This window comes from Amycolatopsis sp. NPDC059657, assembly GCF_042734395.1.
Lineage (GTDB): Bacteria > Actinomycetota > Actinomycetes > Mycobacteriales > Pseudonocardiaceae > Amycolatopsis.
Window position 1 is genome coordinate 147173 of sequence record NZ_JBHWEB010000002.1, and the last position, 21465, is coordinate 168637.

General features: G+C 69.3%; 10 protein-coding genes. 8 read left to right on the plus strand and 2 right to left on the minus strand.

Annotation, left to right across the window (positions count from 1 at the left end; genetic code table 11):
• Positions 1–2: 2 nt before the first annotated feature.
• Genes ACFV15_RS01925 through ACFV15_RS01960 form a run of 8 tightly spaced genes read left to right on the plus strand, consistent with a single transcriptional unit; the run spans position 3 to position 18995 of the window.
• Entirely contained in the window at positions 3–8030 is an 8028-nt protein-coding gene (locus ACFV15_RS01925; RefSeq protein ID WP_378348286.1) for a toxin glutamine deamidase domain-containing protein, read from the plus strand.
• A complete protein-coding gene (locus tag ACFV15_RS01930) occupies positions 8017–9279 on the plus strand; it encodes a hypothetical protein (RefSeq protein WP_378348235.1) in 1263 nt (420 codons plus the stop codon). The genes ACFV15_RS01925 and ACFV15_RS01930 overlap by 14 nt, the downstream gene beginning before the upstream one ends.
• Positions 9276–10766: a TNT domain-containing protein gene (locus tag ACFV15_RS01935; protein ID WP_378348236.1), complete on the plus strand. Its 1491-nt coding sequence runs from the start codon at positions 9276–9278 to the stop codon at positions 10764–10766. Before ACFV15_RS01930 ends, ACFV15_RS01935 begins: the two co-directional genes overlap by 4 nt.
• A complete protein-coding gene (locus ACFV15_RS01940) occupies positions 10767–12905 on the plus strand; it encodes an ADP-ribosylglycohydrolase family protein (protein ID WP_378348237.1) in 2139 nt (712 codons plus the stop codon).
• A complete protein-coding gene (locus tag ACFV15_RS01945; RefSeq protein WP_378348238.1) occupies positions 12898–14646 on the plus strand; it encodes a hypothetical protein in 1749 nt (582 codons plus the stop codon). The genes ACFV15_RS01940 and ACFV15_RS01945 overlap by 8 nt, the downstream gene beginning before the upstream one ends.
• Before the next feature lie 3 nt (positions 14647–14649).
• Complete coding sequence (locus tag ACFV15_RS01950) at positions 14650–16002, plus strand: ADP-ribosylglycohydrolase family protein (RefSeq protein ID WP_378348239.1); 1353 nt, start codon at positions 14650–14652, stop codon at positions 16000–16002.
• A complete protein-coding gene (locus ACFV15_RS01955) occupies positions 15999–17060 on the plus strand; it encodes an ADP-ribosylglycohydrolase family protein (protein ID WP_378348240.1) in 1062 nt (353 codons plus the stop codon). The genes ACFV15_RS01950 and ACFV15_RS01955 overlap by 4 nt, the downstream gene beginning before the upstream one ends.
• Positions 17061–17096: 36 nt before the next feature.
• Complete coding sequence (locus ACFV15_RS01960) at positions 17097–18995, plus strand: TNT domain-containing protein (RefSeq protein WP_378348241.1); 1899 nt, start codon at positions 17097–17099, stop codon at positions 18993–18995.
• Here ACFV15_RS01960 and ACFV15_RS01965 read toward each other — a convergent pair.
• Both ACFV15_RS01965 and ACFV15_RS01970 read right to left on the minus strand, forming a co-directional pair.
• Complete coding sequence (locus ACFV15_RS01965) at positions 18982–19782, minus strand: class I SAM-dependent methyltransferase (protein WP_378348242.1); 801 nt, start codon at positions 19780–19782, stop codon at positions 18982–18984. The two genes, ACFV15_RS01960 and ACFV15_RS01965, sit on opposite strands and share 14 nt — an antisense overlap.
• Positions 19783–19943: 161 nt before the next feature.
• A complete protein-coding gene (locus tag ACFV15_RS01970) occupies positions 19944–21374 on the minus strand; it encodes a CCA tRNA nucleotidyltransferase (RefSeq protein ID WP_378348287.1) in 1431 nt (476 codons plus the stop codon).
• Between the last annotated feature and the right edge of the window lie 91 nt (positions 21375–21465).

Sequence of the window (21465 nt, forward strand, 5' to 3'; positions counted from 1 at the left end):
GTATGGAGATGCCCGACGAGGTCAAATGGCTGCTGCCGATCGTCGTCGGCGAGAGCTGGCCCGAGGGTGACGAAGACAAGCTGCGTGAGCTCGCGAAGGCGTGGCATTCGGCGTCCGACGCGCTGAGCCCGGTCGCCCAGATGGGCTCGACCGCGGCCAAGGACATCCTCGCGAACTGGACAGGGGACAGCGCGCAGGCGTTCGGCGAGCAGTGGAAGAAGTTCGTCGACGGCGACGAGGCCTACTTCAAGTCACTGGGCGACGCCGCGAAGGCACTCGGCGACTCGTGTGACCAGACGGCACTCGACGTCGAGTACACGAAGTACATGATCATCATCTCACTGATCATCCTGGCCGCGCAGATCGTCGCGATGATCGCGGCGGCCGCGCCGAGTTTCGGCACCTCGACGGCCGGTATCCCGATCGCGCAGGCCGCCACGCGCGTCACCGTCCAGATGCTGTTCCGCCAGCTCATGCAGAAGGTGGCGCAGCAGGGTTTCAAGATGGTGGCCAAGGAGCTGCTCGAGAAGTTCCTCAAAGAGGGCCTCAAGAAGATCGCCAAAGAGGTCGCGGTCAACGTCGCCATGAACGTGGGGATGGACGCCGGGATCCAGGGCCTGCAGATGGCCAAGGGCGACCGCAAGGAATGGGACTGGAGCAAGACCAAGGACGGCGCCATCAGTGGCGCGGTCGGCGGGGTCATCGGCGCGGGCACCGGCAGTGTCAGCAAGGCGATGCGCGGTGAGGACGGCTTCGGCATCGCCGGGCAGGCCGTGAAGGGCGCCGTCGAAGGCGCTGGCGAGACGATCGGCACCGCGGCGGTCACCGGCAAGCTCGGCGAACTCAAGCTGAGCGACATCGCGATGGGTGCGTCCGGCGGCGCGGTCGGCGGTGGCGTCGACGGGGCGAAGGACCACTTCAAGTCGGTGAACTCGCCCGACGCGCCGCATGTGAACTCGCCTGATGGGCCGGATTCCTCGCCGGATCCCGCCGGACGGACGGCCAACGGTGATTCCAACCAGCCGAGCCGGACGCCCGATTCGCAGGGCGGGGACTCGTCGAGCCGGACCCCGGATTCCGGCAGTTCGTCGAGCCGGACCCCGGATTCCGGAAGCTCAGCGAGCCGAACCCCGGATTCGACGGGCGATCCGGCCGCGCGGAGCGGTGATTCGCCCAGCCGTGGCTCGGATTCGTCCAGCCACAGCTCGGAGCCCTCGCGCAGTGGGGATTCGCCGTCGCAGCGATCGGCCGAACCCGCGTCGCAGCGCAGCGAAACGCCGCAAGGCGAGTCAGGGCCGCAACATCGGAGTGCCGAGCCGGACCGGGTGTCGCAGTCTTCGACGCAGGCGCCCGAACGTCCGGCAGACGCCCCGGCTCCGGACGCTCAGCGTTCGGCGGGTCCGCCGCCTCAGCATGCCCCGGATGGTGGGCAGCAGCAGCCTGCCGCTGCCCAGAACGGCTCGCCCGCCTCGGGTCCCGCGCCCGCGCAGACCGGCGCGCCCGCTTCCAGCCCCGCTCCGGTTTCGGGTGGGCACAGCCCGTCAAGTGGCGGTCCCGCGCCGGTTTCCGGCGGCAGTAGCCCTTCGACTGGTGGGCCTGCTCCGGTTTCGAGCGGCGGTAGCCCCGGTGGGCACAGCCCGGTTTCGAGCGGTGGGCAAGGCCCGGCACCTGTTGCGAACGGGCCCGCGCCCGTTTCCCACAACAGCAGCCCCGGATACGGCGCAGCGCCGCAACACACTCCGTCCAGTGGCGGACCCGCACCTGCCTCCGGCGGCTATGGCATGGCGCCGCCGCCCGGTGGTTTCGGTCCCGGCGGTGGTGGGAACCGGCAGCAGCACAACGAGTCCGTCCAAGCGGCCGGGCTCGCCTCGAACACTCCGCCGCCGCCGAACGCCATCCAGCCGATGGGTGGGTTCCAGCAGCACCAGGCGCCGCCGCCACCACAGGCGCCGCAAGCACCCGCACCGCCGATGGGCGGAGGCGGCGCGCCGCGCGGTCCGATGCCGCCGCGTCAGCCGGCGCCACCGCCGCCCCCTCGGCAGATGCCGCCGCCGCAGGACCCGCGTCGTGGCAACTACGCCCAGCCGGATCCGCGCCAGCAGCGCCCGATGCCGCCGCAACGCGGTCCGGTGCCTCCGCCGCCGCCACCTCCCCGTGGCCCCGGCGGTTATCCGCCGCGCCCGCCGCAGGGTTTCCAGCCGCCGCCTCCTCCGCAGCAACCGCGTCCGCCGATGCCGCCCGGGCAGGGCCGTGGGCCGATGCCGCCGCAGCCGCCGCAGCGTGGCCCGATGCCGCCGCCGGTTTTCGAACGGCCAGGTCAACGGCCTGGTCCGGCGTTCCCTGGCTATCGAGGCGACCTCAACGAGCCGCCCGCACCGACGCGCCACGACGCGCCGCCGCAGCAGCACCAGACCCCGCCGCGGGTGGAAGAGCCCACGCCTCAGCGTCGGGACGAGCCTGCCGCTCCGCGTCACGAGGAGCAGGCGGCTCCGCCGCGCGCCGAGGAAAACGTCACGCGCCACGAAGAACCGGCCGCGAAGCACGAAGAACCCACACGCCAAGAGCCGGAGACCCGGCACGAGGAACCCGCACGCCAGGAACCCGAGGCCACCCGGCACGAGGAACCCGCGCGGCAGGAACCGGAAAACGCCAAACACGAGGAGCCCGAGCACCAAGAATCCGATGGCACCACCCGTGAGGTGATCACGGACGAGGAACCCCCGTGGCCGGACCGGACGCCGGAAGATGCCGCGCGCCTGGTGCGGGACCGGATCCACCCCGACGAGGCGTACGTCGGCAACGACAAGTTCCACACGGAGAACCCGGACGACATCAAGTCGATCCGCGACACCCACATGGAACAGGACCTGCGCGGCCAGGAACTCCGCCACGAGGAGATCTACCGCCAGGCGATCGACATCCGTAATCGCGTCGACGCGTTCGGGAGCATGTCCGACAACGGCGCCTACGCCGTGCGGACCTATACGCACCACGAGGTCTTCGCGAACCTCAACGCCGCGTTGCGCGAAGGCAGGCTGACGGCCGAACTCGTCGCGCAGGCTCGCGCGATCATCAGCGGGCTCAACGAGCTGCCGCCGTATGAGGGCGAGACCGTCCGCACGATGAACTTCCACGGCGACAAGGCGGCCGCGAAGCTCGCGTCCGACCACTTCAGGGTGGGCCAGGTCACCGTCGAGCACAGTTTCGCGAGCTCGTCGAAGGTGGACGAGCACCACCAGAACAGCGCGTTCGACGGCGAAGTCGAGGTGCGGGTCAAGTCGAAGACCGGCCGCGAGATCGACGGGATCGCCGCCAAGGCCAACGAGCGCGAGGTGCTCTACAAGCCGGGCACCCAGCTGCTGGTGACCAAGAAGGAATTCATCAAGAACGCCGACGGCGAGGTCATCCGGACGATCATCCACGCCGAGGAGATCGACCACACCCACCCGAAGTGGGTCGCTCCGGAAGAGGCGCAGCAGCGGATCGCCGAGCGGCGCGAGCAGTCGGCGGCGGCCGAAGGCACGTCCAATGTCTCTTCGAGGCTGGAAACCGTCCGCACGGACGGCCAGGAGGGCGTCCAGTCCACGCACGTCGAAACCGAGCAGGACCGCGAAAACGCCCGGCAGATGGAGGCCTACCGGCAGTCGCTGCAGAAGCCGGAGGCCGGCTGGTCGGCGCTCAACAACCGGACCGACCCGCCCGGCATCCACGCCGAGAGCGCGCAGAGCACCCACCAGCAGGTCCGCTTCCTGCACGAGCGGCTGCCCGAGGTCGAGGGCATCAACCGCAACCACTGGGGCACCGGCGACGCGGCGAACGGCCACAAGACCAACAGCGCCGAGTCGGTGCTGGCGCTGGAACAGCGGCTCAACGGCGACAACCCGCACGCCGTGGCGAACGCCAACGAGCACCCCGGCGACCCGCACTGGCAGCGCGACATGGTCCGCGGGCAGGTCGGCGGCGACTGGGCTGGGCACGACAGCTTCCACAGCGCGCTCGGCGAGATGGCGGGCAAGCCGATCGACTCACGCGCGATCATCGCGTTCGAGTCCGGCCAGCCGCCGCAGACGCACATGGTCACGGCGGTCACCACCGAGCACGGTGTCGCGGTCGTCGACCCGATGCGCAACCGGCTCGCCGAGCTGCCTGCCGACGCCTCGAACATCAGCGTGCTGCCGACGCACGACCCGGCCGCGGTCAAGCCGGACACCGCGCCGCGCTCGGCCGATCTCGGTGGCTCCAACCGGATCACGGAACTTCTCGGCAACAACGAGAACCGCTCGCCCGCGACGGCCGAAGCACCGTCCGGCCTGCAGGATCGCCTCGGTGGCCGCGTCGAATCCGACGCACCGGCCCCGGTCGAGAAGGCACACGACTTCAGCGACCGGCTCGACGGCAAGGCCACCGAACATCCCGGCGGCTACGGCGCCGAAACCTCGGCGGACGCGCTGGCCGACGGCGGCGCGACCGGCCACCACGATTGGTCGCCGCTGGCACAGGCGACCAATCCGCCGAGCGAGCCTGCCATCCACGCGGGCACGGCGAACCAGCAGCAGGCGGCCAACTACGTCGCGCAGCGCCACCCCGAACTGCGTGCGGTCAACCCGCATTTCTACGACCCGAACGCGTTCAACGACGGCTACCAGACCAACTGCACGCGCGGCGTGGTCGCCTACGCCAAGCGGCTGCTCGGCCTCGACGCGACCGCCGAGCCGATCCTCCCGCACGAGATGGCCACGAAGGGCACGCTGGAGCACGTCCAGCAGCAGCTCGGCGGGGAATGGCAGTCGCACAGCGACTACGACAGCGTCATCCGCACCATGCGCGACGAGCCGATCGGCTCGCACGCGGTGGTCGGCGTGCTCTACCAGACACCGGACGGCCAGACGTTCGGTCACGTCGCGATGGCGGTGCACACCGACGAAGGCGTGGCGTTCATCGACCCGCAGTCCGGGACGCTGATGAACCTGCCGCATCCGCCGGTCAAGCTCGACCTGCTGCCGTTCGGCTCGCTGGAGCACTCGAACGGCGCGGCGTCGCCGAGCAAGACGCACGACCAGCCGGTGGCTTCGGCGGACGGCTCGCACGCCGTGCCGAAGGAAGACGCACTGCCGTCGCACGACAAGACGGCCGAGCAGCCGAAGGTCGACCTCACGAAGTCGCACGACGACACCACGACGACGACGACGCACGAGGATGCCCGCCCGGCCGACCCCCGCGTGGAATTCGCGAAGCCGCGCGAGGACGCCCCGGCAGTCACCCGCGAGGAAGCACGGCCCGCCGAGACCGCACGGCCGGTGGATCCGCGCATCGAGTTCGCGAAACCGCGTGAGGACGCGCCATCGGTCACGCGCGAAGACGCACGACCAGCCGACCCACGGGTGGAATTCGCCAAGCCGCGCGAAGAGACGCCCACCGCGACGCGGGAAGACGCACGCCCGGCCGACCCGCGAGCCGAATTCGCGAAGCCCCGTGAGGACGCCCCGGCGGTCACCCGCGAAGAACCGCGGCACGCGACGCCGCGCGAGGAAACGCTGACCGCCACGCGACAAGATCCCCGCGTCGAGTTCGCCAAGCCGCGCGACGAAACCACCTCGCAGCACACGACACCCGAGCGGCCCGCCGACCCGCGGATCGAGTTCGCCAAACCACGCGAGGACGTCCGGCCCGAGTCGGCTCCAAGGCATGAAGACCAGCCGGCCTCGCAGCAGCGTCCGGCCGATCCGAGGGTCGAGTTCGCCAAGCCCCGCGAGGAACCGGCCTACGACGTCCGCCCGTCGCGGATCGGCCCCGACGGCAGGCCGGTGCCGACCGTCTCGCACACCCCCGAGTCGCCCTACGGTGCGCACGAGCCCAACCACCAGCGGGAATGGCCGCACGATCCCGAGTCCGACCGTCCGCTGAACGAGCGCGACATGGAGTTCCTCGGCCTGACCGACGACCAGATCGAGCAGTGGCGCAACGGCGAAGCGCCGCTCGGGATGACGCCGGAGCAGTTCCGGGACTTCCAGTCGAGCCTGGCCGATGTGCTCGCGCCGTTCGGGATCCGGCCGGAGGACGCGCTCGTCCAGATCGTCGGGTCCGCGGTGCGTGGCTGTTCCGGCTGGACCAAGCGGATGGACAACATCGAGCACACCCCGGAAAGCCGTCAGCGGCTGGCCGAGTGGCTCGGTGACGACGAAGGCCCGGTGCGCAGGCCGTTCGACGTGATGAACAAGCTCGGCCTCGGCAAGCCGAGCGACTACGACGTGTCGTTCCACTCGGACCGCATGGTCGAGATCGCCAGGCAGCACTGGCGGTCAGAGGGCAGCCCCGGCGAGTTCTCGCACAAGCACGGTTTCGTGGACAAGAAGATCTTCCACGACGCGTTCCGCGAGCTCGACGAGTGGACGAAGCACTGGGAGGAGCAGCTCGGCCGCAAGGTCGGCGTGCGACTCTTCGGGCTCGAAGAAGAGCCGATGCAACGCCGTTCGCCGAACAGTTCCAGCACAGACGACGCGTGGCGGCTCGACCTGTCGACCGGCGAACACCACACGCCGCACCAGCCGGATCTGCGTGCCTGGCCGACCGATCCCGTGAGCGGGTACCGGCTCCAGCCGCGTGACATGGAGTTCCTCGGGTACACCGAAGAGCAGGTCGAGAACTGGCGTTCCGGCGCGGCGCCGATGGGCATGACGCCGGAGCAGTTCCACGAGTTCAAGGCGAGCCTGCACGAGGCGATGCGCGCGGACGGTATCGCGATCGATGCCTCCGACGTGCGGCTCAAGGGTTCCGGCGTCAACTTCTTCTCCAACAAGCGCAAGGAATTGCCTTCGCTGGAGCAGCTCGACGCGGAGAATCCCGAGGCCTCCGCACGCATGCGCGAGTGGCTCGGCGAGGACGCGCACCGCCCGCAGGCGCGGCCGTTCGACTCGATGCACAAGCTCGGCCTCGATCCCGATCCGAGCGACTTCGACATCCAGATCCGTTCGGACGAGATGTCCCAGCGCGCCCGCGAGCGGTTCGAGACCGATCCGCCGGAAGGCGTCGCGGCGCTCACCCACCCGAAGTACCGGTTCATCGACAAGGCGTTGATGAACGAGGTGTTCCCGCACCTGGCCGACTGGGTCGAGCGCTGGGAAGGCGAGCTGGGCCGCGAGGTCGCGCCCGCGTTGTTCGGGCTGGACGGCGAGCCGCGGCAGGACAGCTTCGACGACCCCGAGCGCGCGAAACGTGGCTGGCCGATCGCTGGTCTCGACGCGCCGCCGGAGCACGGCGGCTACGGGATGGCTCACGAGCCGGCCGACCTGTCCGACCACCCGCGGCTCGACCCGGAGTCGCCGGTCGTCACCGAGGCGCCCGAATCCCCGCCGGTCCCGCCGAAGGAAGAGGTCGCCGACCCGGTCGTCGACGACAACGGCTGGCACTGGAAGGGCCTGACGCTCGACGTCGAGACCAACGCGACGGTCGACGCGTTCATCCCGCGGTTCGCCGAGGCCGCGCACCGCGAGGACGGCGTGCTCTCGAACATCAAGAGCATCGAGGCCGCCATCCCCGGCGCGCAGCTCGAAGGCCTGAAGTACGAGCTCAAGGGCGACGACCGGCTCAAGCAGAAGGTCGCGGAAGTCCTGGCGCGGAACCCGGATCAGGACCCGGCTGCCGTGCTGCGCAAGGTGCCAGACGGCATCCGCTACACCTATTGCTTCGACACCGCGAACTACGCGGCTGGCGCGCAGCAGGCCGACGCCATGCTGCGGGCAGCCGGGTACGAGCCGGTGGAGGTCAAGAACTCCTGGCTGAATCCCGATAAGCCTTATCAAGGCATCAACACGCGCTGGCGTGACCCGGCATCGGGCCTGCAGTTCGAGGTCCAGTACCACACGCCGGAGAGCTGGTATGTGAAGAGCGAGACGCACGACGCGTACGAACACGCCAACAACCAGCTCATCTCGGCGGAGCAGCGGCAGGCGTGGGACGACTTCCAGAAGGAGTGGTTCGACCTGATCGAGGTGCCGGAAGGCGTAGAGGAGATCCCGAATGCCAAGTACTGAGATCTCGTATTACGCACTCGCCGACACCGGGTACGAGCGGGGACCGGCGGGCTTGATCCGCCGCCGCCCCGCCGAGTCCGGTCATGTCGACGAGGTGTTCCACGCGAACGGCACCTGGCACCCGACCGACCTGGTCAGCAAGTACTACCTGACCGACCGGGTCGACGAAGATCTCGTGCTCATCACGCCGGACGAAGCCGACGCGGTACTGGCCTGGTTCGGCGACCGCTCCACCCCGCCGCCACTGGTCGGTGGCGAAGCACTGCGGCGTGCCTGGCAGGTTCGGCTCAGCGAGGACGTGCCGTTCGAGGCGCTGCGTGAGCGCCTCGGTCTTATGGCGCACGGTTCGATCGAGGACAAGCAAGAGCGCGACCCGGCGTTCAAGGTCCTCCGCAACGACGCGACGGGCCGCCAGTCGCTGAACGTCTACCGGGCGCTTCGCGGCGGTTGGACAGTGGCGCTGGAATTCCTCGGCGAAGCGCCGACGCCGGAAACCGTGGCCGAAGTCAGCGCCGAGGTGCTCTCCACCGGCTTCGCCGTCGACGAGCAGGCCGCACGCCCGCAGGGCGTCAAGCCGCCTCGAAAGCAGCTGTTCCGGCTGACCTTCACCGGCGCACTCGACCGCGCGCGGCTCAAGGCGCTGCAGCAGAAACTCCGGCTGAGCGACGACGGTGACCTCACCGACGACGAAGACACCGAGTTCGGCGAGACCTACCTGCCGCACGGCCCGGCCTACCGGCCGCAGCTCTGGCTGAGCCGCGCGGACACCGAGCGCTGGACGTTCGGCGTCTCGAACGAGGGCATCCGCCCGCCGGAGGAACACCTCCAGCAGTGGCGTGACCAGGTCACCGCGGCAGCGACCGAAGCGGGCCTGACGCCGGCCGACGAATGGCTTTCGCCTGTTCCGGCGCAGCCGACGCCGTTGCCTCCGCCGCCCGTCCGCACCGGCCCGCCCGTGGAGCGCGCCTACTACGCGACCTTCACCGGCTCGCTCACCCAAGCGCAGCTCCAGGCCATCCGCGACCGCTTCGGGCTGAGCCGCCGAGGAAAACTCGACGACGACTGGGATCAGGACTTCGGTGTGGTCACACTGCAGGACGCGGTGAAGCTGCACCTCTACCGCAAGGAGCCGGACAAGTGGTCCTTCTCCTTGACCTACCAAGGCGAACCGCCGTCGCCTGAACTGCTCGATCAAATACGCGCCGGAATCTCGGCCGCGGCGGCGGAAGCTGGACTCAGAGAATCATGACCATCACGAATCAGGCACTTTCCCCAGCTGAGCAGCGGAAACTGCTGGTGCACATCGGGAAGCTCGTCCGCGACGCCGCGCCGGAAGGCTGGGCGCGCATCGAGATCGGCTTCCGCACCATCAGCGAACACGCCGAGTTGGACGTTCGCGCCGACACCAAAACCTTCGACCTGCCCGAAAACCTCGAGGAGCTGCTCGGCGCGCTCCGGCGCGGTATGTACGAACCAGGCCGCGGCGCTTGGCTGGGCGCGAGCCTCACGCTCGAGTCGAACGGCACCTTCGCGTTCGACTTCGACCTCGACGACGAACCGGGCTGGCGCACCCAGCCCGATCCGGGGATGTACACCGAGGAGCTCACCGCGTTCCCGCGCGAGCCCGAGCACATCCCCGGCTGGTGGCGGCTCAAGGCCCGGCTGCCGCTCGGCGTCGTCTTCCGGCACGCGCGGATCGTCGACGCCTACAAAGAAGGTGAACCGCCGGTCGTCGACAGGCCGGCGCTGTCGCCGGAAGAGATCCCGCATCTGCTGGCCTACCTGGAGCGGGAGCCGTCCGTGCTCACCGGCCCGGAGCCCGGCCCCGACATCTTCGCGCCGGACGGCGAGCCCGTCCCGGAGAGCTACCAGACCGACGGCACCTGGATCTGGCACGCGTCCGTGCCGCACTACCTGCGCAAGTACGGCACGCCGCCCGATCCAGAGCTGGTCGCGCACATCCGCGAGCAGAAGTACCAGCCGCCGTACGTCGAGCAACTCGTCCGCCGCACCGCCGAGGCCGACCTGCTCGGCAAGCCGCGGCCGAAGCCGAGCCGGGGCGAGCTGGCGAAGACCGACGGTGACGTCGCGAGCGAGCTCGAAACCCTGCCCGACCCGCGGCTCGAGGACGAGGAAGTGCTCGCGGTCCTGGTGCGCAGGCTCGGCGAGCACGGTGTCTGGCCGGAGGCGTACCGGCTCGGCGCCCGCGCCGACGACACCTGGTGCCTCAACTTCACCCAGCACGGCTGGGAGGTCGCGCGCTACGCGGGCGGTGCTGCCGTCTCGCCGAGGTACTTCGAGGGAGTCGAGGACGCCGCGCAGCATCTCCTCGGCGCGTTGCTCCTGCACCCGGCTCGGATGACAGCGGGTCACGAGACCCCGCTGGAGACCGCGAAGGAACTCGGCGACTGGCCCGTCCAAGCCGTCGACGGCGAGCCGCCGTTGACACTGCTGCGCAACAAACGCCTGCTCCAGCTGGTGGCGGGCACCACGGTCGTGCGGTTCGGGGAGGAATCCGGGAACCTCGTGCATCACCCTGGAGTACGGTTCGCGACGACCTCCCTTCCGCTGGAACGGGAGCGTGTGGAGCGCGTCTACCGGCTCCAGCGCCCGCTGTACGTGATCACCGGCATCACCATCCCGTGGGCGAACATGCCCGGTGGGGCGGTGGCCTACGTGCTGCCGAAGACGATCACCGAGCATTTGGCGGACGGCAGTATCGAGGGGACTGAGTAAGTGGAACCGGCTGAGGCGGTCGCGAAGGTCGAGGAATGGCTCACCGCCGTTCACGGCCCTGGCCTGGTCCGCGCCGAGCGCGACAAGGTGATCCGCATCCCCGAGGGCTGGGTGGTGCCGTACAACAACATCGCCTATCTCGACGAGGGCCGCACCGAGAAGCAGATCTTCCCGCCGCCGTCGCTGATCGTCCGTGAGCCGAGCGGTGAGCTGCGGATCTCGCATCCGCACCCCGGTGGGCTCAGCATCCCGGCGACCATGCCGGGGCAGCAGGCGGAACGCGAGATCGTCGATCCCGAGTACTCCGCGGCCAATCTCGGCAGGCTCGGGGTTTCCGAAGCCGCGATCGCAGGCTGGGAAACCGTCGACGCTACCGGCAAGAAGGTCAGCGAGCGCTTCAACGAGAAGTACACCGTCGGCCCGAAGCGACGCGGCCACGTTCCGCCGGACAACCAGCTCGAGACGCTGCTGCAGTTCCACAACGGCGGCTGGCTCGACCGCGAGCGCTTCCTGATCGGGTTGGTCGAATGCGAGGTCTTCATCGACCTCGACCAGAGCACCGGCAAGATCCCGCCGACCAACTGGAACCCCGAGACCAGCGAGTTCCAGGTCTACACGTCGACAAAACGGCTGCCGTCGAACGCGCACGGCTACTGGCGCATCGACCCGGCGACGCTGGCCGAAGACCCGAACAAGCCGAACCTGGTGATCAACGCCGGACCTGGTTTCACGGGAAACAAAGTCAGTTTCGCCGAGCTCACGGACATCCTCGCCCGCTTCCCGCGCCGCGCCGAGCGGGTCAACGCGACCGGTTACTGCGCGGAAGCCGATCCACTGCTCACCCAGCTCGCGCAGGAAACCGCGCAGCAGATCGGTTTGCCGTCTCCCGTCGACCTGCCGCTGCGCGAAGCCGAGCAGGCGCGCGAGCGCGGTTACGAGCTGACCGTTTCGGAAACGCGCAAGATCGTCCAAGCCGCTTCGTGGATCAAACGCCTTGAGCAGCCTTACGAAGGCAAGCTCGTCAACTGGCGTGAAGTGGGCATCCGCTTCGACTTCGACGAAGAGGGCAGGGCGGTCCGCCGCGTCGAGAACTTCGGCAAGTTCCACCCCGAGGCCGGACCAGGATTCCGCTACGGCTGGCACCGGATCGTCGGCGCGTACGTCGGTTTCGCGATCGGGGAGTCGCTCGGCCTGCAAACCCAAGGCCTGGCTCCCGAGGAGATCAAGGAGCCGCTCGCCCCGAAACGGATCGGCCCGCTGACGCAGCAGCTGCTGTTCATGACCGAAGGCGCGATGCGCAGCCCGCACCGCGAAGACCCGAAGCAGCTGACCAAGCTGCCACGATCGGTCCGTAATGGACTGTTGCGCTGGCTGCACACCCAAGGCATTCCGTTCCCCAAGGCCGACGGCTGGCTCGTGAAGATCAGCAGGCTGTTCGACCAGCGTGACCCGGATCCCGCCGAGTTCGCGGCCATCCGCGCGTTCGCGACGGGCACCGCGACGCTGCCGTTGACCGGCGCTGGCGCGCTCCTCGCGGCGCTGCCTGCAGCGTTGACCCGCGGCGACGACCTGACCGGAAATCCCCGCGGCGCCGCGAAGGCGATCGCCGGGCTGACCCACCACGAGCAGGCCGATCTCGACGGCGCCGCGTATCTGGCGCACGTGTTCCAGGAAGTGCTGACGAAGGACACGTTCAGCTTCCCGATCTGGCTCGTCGGCCGCGACGTGCTCGACCCCGCGTGGCACGAACTCCGCGCGATGACCGACCAGACGCTGCCGCGATACGGCCCGACCGGGTTGCCGGCGCTCGCTCACCCGAACGCGGTCGGCGACGGCCGGAGCACGGTTTCCGTGCTGGGCCGGACCTTCGCGGCGATCGCGGGGTTCGAGAACGACCCCGAACGCGCGTTCCGCCGCTCGGTGCTGCACGACGGCCGCACCGCGCTGACCGGCGCGCTCGCCGGCGCGCTGCTGGGTGCGCGGACGGGTGTCCCCGGCCTGCCGCAGCGCTGGGTCGAGCAGCTCGAGCTGCGTGACGTCATCGAAAACCTCGCGTCGGACGCGTACTTCCACTTCGACCGTGGTTCGTCGCTGTTCCGCAAGCCCGACGAGTGGAAGCGCCGGTACCCCCGTGACTGAGCCGATTTACGACGAATTCCCGGTCGTCGACTCCGAATGGGACGCCGCCACCTTCGGGCAGGCGCCCGTGCGCGCGATCCTGCACTGGGAGCAGATCTCGCTGGACCGGCTGCCCAACGGGCCGCGCCGCGAGAACCCGGACTACGTGACCGGCCCGATGTGGCACGGCTTCCCGGCCCTGCGCACGGCCGCGGAACGGCTGCTCGCGTATCGGTCGCGCGGCTGGGTGAGTGACGAGCAGTTCGCCAAACTGCTGCCCGAGGTCGAGGTCCTCGTTGTGCCGCAACAGGACAGCGGCTTGTGGCTCTCGACGACCGGCCACATCCTGGCGTTCACGTCGTGGTCGAAACTGCCAGAGCAGATCACCAGCTGGCGTCGTGTCCAGGTGAAAGCGCTTCGTCGCGAGTTCCCCGAGCGCGGGCTGGTGCTCAACAACGGCAGCCCGTTGCTGAAAGCCGTCGTCGACGCCGCGGGGTTCGGCGAGATCTCCGGCCCGGAACGGCCGGCGGTCGACGAGTTCGCGCCGATCGTGGATCCGCGGTTCGTCGAACACTGCACGAAGCTGCGCGAGGAGTACGGCACCAACCCGATCGAGTACGTCACCAAGCACGCCAAGGAAGCCAAGCAGTACGGCTTCGAGTTCACGCTGACCGAGCTGATGGCCTACGCGCGTGGTTACGCGATCTGCGCACGGAACTGGGCCAACCGGCGCGAGGGCAAGCCGGTGACCTGGCCGGATGACCTGCGCGCCAACGGCCTGATCGAGCACTACGAGGCCGACGGCAGCTTCTTCGCGGAGCCGTGGGCGTTCGGCAAGTACTGCCGTCACAACAACGGCATGAAGTACGGCGTCCGCAGCGACAAGCTGATCGGCGCGTTCGTCGGCTTCGCGCTCGGCGAGGCGCTCGGGCTGGCCGCCGAGGCAGGCCGGTTCCCCGACGACGGCCCGCTGCGCTGGGGAGGTCTGACCAGGCAGCTGCTGGCGCAGACCGAATCCGTCATGCTCGGCTTCGACGCGAACTACCACCGCGGTGACCCGATCCCCGCATCGCTGCCACCCGCTCGCCAGGACAGCTGGCTCGCGATCGCCGCCGGTGAAACCCCGCCGGCCCCACAGGAGTTCGCCAGCCTGCTGACCACCGCGCTGGCCGCGGCGACCGCGGGCGGCGACCGGCTGACGACCAACTTCCCGATCGTGCCGGAGGTGGCCCGCGAGCTGATCGGGTCGGCGGCAGGCCCCGATCTCGCCGACAGCGTCCTGCTGCTCGCCAAGGTCCTGCACGAGCTGCTGGAGAAGCGCGACTTCTCGTATCCCTTCCACATCAAGCTGGAAGAGATCGCGGAGAAGGGCGACGCCGTCGCTAAGTCCATTGTGGACCTGCGGGCCGACCGAACGGCCGACGAGGCGCAGCTCGACGCGCTCGGCGACGGCCGTTCGCCGTCATCCGTGCTGGCCCGTGCCCTGCTCGCGGCCGCGAGACGCGACTACGACGCGCGCACCGCGTTGACACTCACGATGCACCAGTCGCCGATCGTCTGCGCGCTGGTCGGCGCGTTGCTGGGCGCGCACCTCGGCATGCCGGAGCTGCCGTCGGCCTGGGTCGATTCGCTGGAAGGCCTTGGCCTGGTGCACAACATGGCCGAGGACGCGTACTGGCACTTCGCGCACTGGGGGGCCTTCGGCGACGGCGACACCGAGCGGCAGCGCTGGGAGAAGCGCTATCCACCGTTGGGACAATGAGCCGTGGCCGGAGATCACTGGATCAGTGAGAACGACCTGGCCACGCTGACCCGGCTGCTCGAAGGCCAGCGCGTGGTCGACGGCAGGGCCGAGCCGTTGAACCCGCCGGTCTCGGTGCACCGGCTCGAGCTGTTCATCGGGATCGACTCCGACGGCAAGCGGTTCCTCACCCGCAACCCGGCCAGGCCGGTCGACTCGAAGGTACTCGCGCCGTCGGTCGGCTCGGCCTCGACGACCGTCCGCGCACCCGTCGCCGTGACGCATTCCGCCGAGATCGCCGCCCATCGCCTGCGCGGCTCTCTCCTCGCGGGCGCGGTCGGCGACGCACTGGGCGCCCCCATCGAGTCCGATTCGATCGACCGCATCCGCGAGCGGACCGGGCCGCACGGGCTGACCGATTTCGTTCCCGCCTACGAGGGTCTCGGCACGATCACCGACGACACGCAGATGACGCTCGCGACCGCCGACGCGATCATCCGCGCGCACGCGGGCCTGCGGCGCGGCGCCCAGGTCGACACGCATTATGAACTCCAGCTGGGCTATCAGCGCTGGCTACACACCCAGGGCGTTCCGTGGGAGCGGGCGCGCGGGCCGCATGAGCACAGCGAGCGGCCGGACGGCTGGCTGATGACCCATCGCGATCTCTTCCACCGCCGCGCACCGGGCGCGACCTGCTTCTTCGCGTTGAAGGGCTTCGCGCAGACCGGTGAGATGGCCACCTTCACCCGCACGATCAACAACTCGAAGGGCTGCGGCGGCGTCATGCGTGCCGCGCCCATCGCGCTGTGGTCGGACGATCCGGCCGCCGTGTTCGCGCTCGCGGCGGCGAGCGGCGCGCTGACCCACAGCCACCCGAGCGGCTACCTCTCGGCAGGCGCGTTCGCGGTGATCATCCAGCAGTTGCTGCGCGAGGTACCGCTGCTCGCCGCGATCGACGTGGCGAAGGCACAGCTCGCGAACTGGAACGGACACGAGGAGCAGACCGTGGCGTTGGATCAGGCGATCCGGCTCGCCCAGCAGGGCCCGCCGACGCCGGAGAAGATCGCGACACTCGGCGGCGGCAACGTCGGCGAGACCGCGCTGGCCATCGGCGTCTACGCGACGCTGGTGACGAACACGCTGGACGAGGCGCTGCTCGTGGCCGTCAACCACAGTGGGGACAGCGACTCGACGGGCTCGGTGGCAGGCAATCTCGCCGGCGCGGTCCACGGTGAGCAGGCGCTCCGGGCCTCCTGGCTGGACCGGCTGGAGTTGCGTGACGTCATCGCGCAGGTCGCCGACGACCTGCGCGCCGAGTTCGGCCCGAACCCGCCTGGCGGGGACTGGTTCCAGCGCTACCCGGCGGCCGCGGCATGAACCTGAGCTCCCGTTTCCGTGGCAGCCTGCTCGCCGGCGCGATCGGTGACGCGCTCGGCGCTGCCACCGAGTTCGACTCGATCGACCGCATCCGCGAGATCGCCGGGCCGGACGGCATCACCGACTTCATCGAGGCGTACGGCGGCGTCGGCAAGATCACCGACGACACCCAGATGACCCTGTTCACGCTGGAAGCCATGCTGCGGGCCCGTATCAACGGCGGCGACCTGGTGCACGCACTGCAGATGGCCTACCAGCGGTGGCTGCACACCCAAGGCGTCCCGTGGAATCGCGCGCGCGGACCGAAGAACACCAGCGAGGAGCCGGACGGCTGGCTGATCACGGTCGCCGAGCTGTTCAGCCGCCGCGCGCCGGGGCTGACCTGCTTCGGTGAGCTGGAAGCGTATGGCAGGACTGGCATCCGGTCGTCGATCGAGCGGCCGGTCAACAACTCGAAGGGCTGCGGCGGCGTGATGCGCGCGGCGCCGATCGCGCTCTGGTCGGACGATCCGGCCGAGGTCTTCAAGCTGGGCGCGGAGAGCGCGGCGCTCACACACGGTCACCCCAGCGGGTACCTGTCGTCCGGCGCCTTCGCGGTGATGGTCCAGCAGCTGCTCGCGGGAGTTCCGCTGCGGTACGCGGTCGATGTGTCCATCAAGGAACTCGTCAAGCACCGCATGCACGAAGAGCAGTTGACCGCGCTCGAAGCGGCGTTGAAGCTGGACGGGCCACCGACCCCCGAAAGAGTGGAATCCCTAGGCCAGGGCAATGTTGGCGAGACAGCGTTATCGATGTCCGTGTACGTCGCGTTGAACACGGACGACCCGAACACGGCTCTGCTCGCGTCGGTCAACCACAGTGGCGACAGTGACTCGACGGGCTCGGTCTGCGGCAATCTCGTGGGTGCGATGTACGGCGAAGAAGCGTTGCAAACTAGCTGGCTGAATCGATTAGAGCTGCGAGAAGCCATCGAACGACTGGCCGATGACGCCTTGGCGGAGTTCGGAGTCGGCACGAAAAGTGACGACCGGCGAGTGAGCCGGTACCCGGCCGACTAGATTTGACGCAGCTTTAGCTGCACTGGAGGGGACAAAGTGCGTTACCTGGTGGAGGCCGCCGAACGCCCGGACGGTTTATACGCGGTATGGGGTGACCGTGTATTCCGGAGTCAGCGGTCGACCGCTGACGGCACGCTGCTCTTGGTCACCCTGCCGGGTGAAGATGTGCCCGCCGACTTCGACGTCGACTGGAACGGGACCCAGGCCAAGGTCGTGCCGGAAGGCGAGGCTTCGGCGACCTTCAGCCTGCAGACCCACTGCCGGTACGACGACGAGCTTTACCAGGTGGCGCCGCAGGCGGGCGAGCACGAACTGACGCTGCGCTGGACCGGCCACGACGAGACCAGGGCGCACGAACTCGGGCTGACCGACTTCAGCACCACCACCGCGCCGGAGAACCTGACCGCGTTGTGGCAGACGCGGCACGACTTCATCGAGACCAGCGAAGGCCGCCCGAAGCCGGGCGGCGAGGACCAGGGGAGCCTGCTCAAGCAGATCGGGCGCACGCTGGTCCGCGAGCTGCCCACCGGCTGGTTGCGGGTCGCCGCGCAGTTCCGCCAGGTCGGCGACTACGCCGAGCTGGAGATCAGGGCGGTCGCCGAGGACGACGAAGGCCCGATGACGGTCGCCATCGCCGCCCCGCCGCAGCTGTCGACGCTGTTCGTGCGCCTGCGTGCGGCGATGTACGAGCCCGGCACCGGCACCTGGTTCCAGGGCACCTTCACGCTCGACTCGCAGTCGCGCTTCGACTTCGACTACGACCCGGACACCGAGCCGGACTGGCGGCAGGCGCCGAACGAGGGCGGCAGGCCCAACCAGCGCTTTTACGTGGGCGAACTGGAGAACTTCCCGCGCGAGCGCGTGCCGTCGTGGCTTTCGGTGCACGCGGGCAGGCCGCTGAACGTGACCTTCCGCGTCGCGAAGCCCGTCGACTCGCACAACGAGGGCGAGCGCCCGGTCGTCAACCGCCCCCCGGTGTCCCCGGAGGCGGCGCGCGGGGTGCTCGACTACCTGTTCCGCTCGCCGGTCGTGCTGACCGGACCCGGCCCGCTGCCGGACGTGTTCAGCCCGAACATGCCGCCGGACGTCCCGAACGCGTTCCACACCGACGGCACCTGGATCTGGCCTGCCGCGGTGCCGCACTACCTGCGCAAGGGCGGCGTCCCGCCGGAGCCGGAGCTGGTCGACCACATCCGCTCGCAGGGTTTCCGGCCGCCGTACGTCAGCGAACGCCTGCGCGCGACGGCCGAGGCGCACCTGCTCGGCCAGCCGTACCCGCCGCAGACCCCGGAAGACCTGCCGTCGCAGGACAAGCTCGCCCGTGGCGACGAGCCGGACCGCGACGCACGCGCCGCCGACATCCTCGACGCGCTGCACCAGCGTCTCGCCGAGCACGGCGTGTCCGACACGGCGTACCGGATCGGTGAGCTGGTCGAAGGCGCCTGGTCACTGCGCAAGACGGAGCTGGGCTGGGAGGTCTCGCGGCCGCCGTCCGACGAGCCGACCTACTTCCCGCGTATCGAGGAAGCCGCCCGTTTCCTGCTGGGCACGCTCCTGCTGTACCCGGTCCGCGCGGTCGCCGGCGCCGAGGAGCACGACAACCCCGCGGACTGGCCGATCCTGCCGCTGCGCGGCGAGCCGCCGTTGAACTTCTTCAGCAACAAGCGGCTCGTGGTGCTCCCGGCAGGCACGACCATCCAGCGCTTCGGCAACGAGGCAGGCAACCTCGTGCACCCGGAGTCGGCACGGTTCGTCGAGACGTCACTCGCCTACGACCGCGAGCGCGACCACCGCGTCTACCAGGTGCAACGCCCACTGCGCGTACTCACCGGCATCACCGCGCCGTGGAACGGGATGCCGGGCGGCGCGGTCGCCTACGTGCTGCCGCACCCGGTCGGCAGGCATCTCGAGTCGGGCGCGCTCACGAGGCTTTGATCAACACGGCAGGCGCCCACCAGTAGTCGGCGAGCGGCTCGATTTCGACGGTGGCGTACCCGGCGTCGGCGAGCTGCTCGGCCCACTTCGCGGCGGGCTGCTCCCAGTTGGTCCGCGCGACCGACGGCGTGATCTGGCCGAGCAGCACCGGCAGCAGAAAACCTTGCGCGACCAGTGAAGCGTCGGCCCCGTACTCGGTGATCCCGCGCTCGTACCGCTTGACCATCGACACCAGATGCTCCGGCGTCCCCTCGACGAACACGGGCACGTCGAACTCGGCGATCGTCAGCCGCGTCGCCCGCTCACGGAAGGCCTTGAGCACGATCGGCCGATCCTCCGGCACGACCGACTGCAAAGAGAAGGTCGCCTGCGCCGCATCCCACCGCTGGTCATCCTCGCGCGCGAAGAACTCCTGCGCGGTCATCTGCCAGGCCTGCGCGCCGGGCACGCCCTTCTTGGCTTCCCGCAGCAGCGCCTCCGACGGCTCGACCAGGTCCACCCGCAACGGCGCGTGCTGCGCCCGGTCGAGCGCGGGCACGACCGCGAGCCCGTCACCACAGCCGACGTCCAGCAACGCATCCGGCTTCGTCTCGTCGTACCCGGCGGCGAGCGCGTCACTCAGCCGCTCATAGAGCTCGACATTCCCGCCGCCGCGCACGAAAGCGGTGAACGCGGCCGGCTGGTCATAGACCTTCTGCTCGGCCTCGTCCCGCAGGTACTCGGTCAGTTCCTCGCCGAGCCGCAGCCCAGCCGATGCCGCGACGAGCGCGTCCACTTCGTGCCCCATGAGCCCCAACCGTACCGACAACCCACTCGCCAGGCCCCCACGCTCGGGTCCCCCAGGAAAAAAAATCCCAATGTGGCTTTCGTCAGCTTTGGCCTGACGAAAGCCACATTGGGAGGCTGAAACCTGACCAATGCCGCATTGGGATTTTTTCCCAGGCCGGGTCAGGAGGCGGGCGGGGTGATGCCGTTGGCGGCGGCCCACTTGAGAAGCTCGGCGACTGCTTCGTCGTGGTCGAGCGGACCGCGGTCGAGGCGGAGCTCCTTGAGGAACTTCCACGCCTGGCCGACCTGGGGACCCGGCTGGATGCCGAGCAGTTCCATGATCGCGTTGCCGTCGAGATCGGGGCGGACGCGGGCGAGGTCCTCCTGCTCGCGCAGGCGGGCGATGCGCTCTTCGAGCTGGTCGTAGGTCGCCTGCAACGCGGCCGCCTTGCGGCGGTTGCGGGTGGTGCAGTCGGCGCGGACGAGTTTGTGCAGGCGGGGGAGTAGGTCGCCGGCGTCCGTGACGTAGCGGCGGACGGCCGAGTCGGTCCACTCACCCTTGCCGTAGCCGTGGAAGCGCAGGTGGAGGAAGACCAGCTGCGAGACGTCCTCGATGATCTCCTTCGAGAACTTCAGCTCTCGCAAACGTTTGCGAGCCATCTTCGCGCCGACCACCTCGTGGTGGTGGAAGCTCACGCCGCCCCCCGGCTGGAACTCGCGCGTGCGCGGCTTGCCGATGTCGTGCAGCAGCGCCGCCAGCCGCAGGATCAAATCCGGCTCGGAGGTCGGCTCGTGCGTCTTCTCGAGTTCGATCGCCTGCCGCAGCACGGTCAGCGAGTGCTGGTAGACGTCCTTGTGCTGGTGGTGCTCGTCGATCGCGAGCCGCATGCCAGGCACCTCGGGCAGCACCCGCTCGGCCAGCCCGGTGTCGACCATGAGCTCCAGGCCCGGCCGCGGATCGTCGGCCAGCAGCAGCTTCGACAGCTCGGCTTGCACGCGCTCGGCGGTGATCCGGTCGATCTCGCCCGCCATCTCGGTCATCGCCTGGACCACGCGCGGCGCCGGGGTGAACGCGAGCTGCGCGGCGAACCGGGCCGCCCGCAGCATGCGCAGCGGGTCGTCGGCGAAGGACTCCTGGGGCGTCGCGGGCGTGTCGAGCACGCGGTCGCGCAACGCGGTCATGCCGTCGTACGGGTCGACGAATTTCTTCGCCGCCAAGTCGATGGCCATCGCGTTGACCGAGAAGTCGCGCCTGAGCAGGTCTTCTTCGATGGTGTCGCCGAAGGTGACCTCGGGGTTGCGGGTCACCCGGTCGTAGCTGTCGGCGCGGAACGTGGTGATCTCGAGCAGCGAGCCCTTCTTGGTCACCCCGACGGTGCCGAAGGCGATCCCGATCTCCCAGACGTTGTCGGCCCAGCCGCGCACGATGTCGAGCACCTGCTGCGGCCGCGCGTCGGTCGTGAAGTCGAGATCGTGCGAACCACGCCCGAGCAACACGTCGCGAACACTGCCGCCGACCAGATACAGCTTGTGACCGGCCTTGGTGAAAAGGCCGGCCAGTTCATCCGCCAGTGGGGAGATACGCATCAGCTCGGTCACCGCATTCTGCATGGCGACTAGTTCGTTCACTGCAATCCCACCACGAAAGGGGTGCACTTACTACGCGCACCGATCAACACGGACACGGAGAGCCAGGGTAGCG

Excerpts from the sequence above, each read along its gene's own strand:
- ACFV15_RS01930 (WP_378348235.1), top strand. The coding sequence starts at position 8,017 with ATGCCAAGTACTGAGATCTCGTATTACGCACTCGCCGACACCGGGTAC.
- ACFV15_RS01965 (WP_378348242.1), bottom strand. The coding sequence starts at position 19,782 with ATGGGGCACGAAGTGGACGCGCTCGTCGCGGCATCGGCTGGGCTGCGG.
- ACFV15_RS01970 (WP_378348287.1), bottom strand. The coding sequence starts at position 21,374 with ATGCAGAATGCGGTGACCGAGCTGATGCGTATCTCCCCACTGGCGGAT.
- ACFV15_RS01935 (WP_378348236.1), top strand. The coding sequence starts at position 9,276 with ATGACCATCACGAATCAGGCACTTTCCCCAGCTGAGCAGCGGAAACTG.
- ACFV15_RS01925 (WP_378348286.1), top strand. The coding sequence starts at position 3 with ATGGAGATGCCCGACGAGGTCAAATGGCTGCTGCCGATCGTCGTCGGC.
- ACFV15_RS01955 (WP_378348240.1), top strand. The coding sequence starts at position 15,999 with ATGAACCTGAGCTCCCGTTTCCGTGGCAGCCTGCTCGCCGGCGCGATC.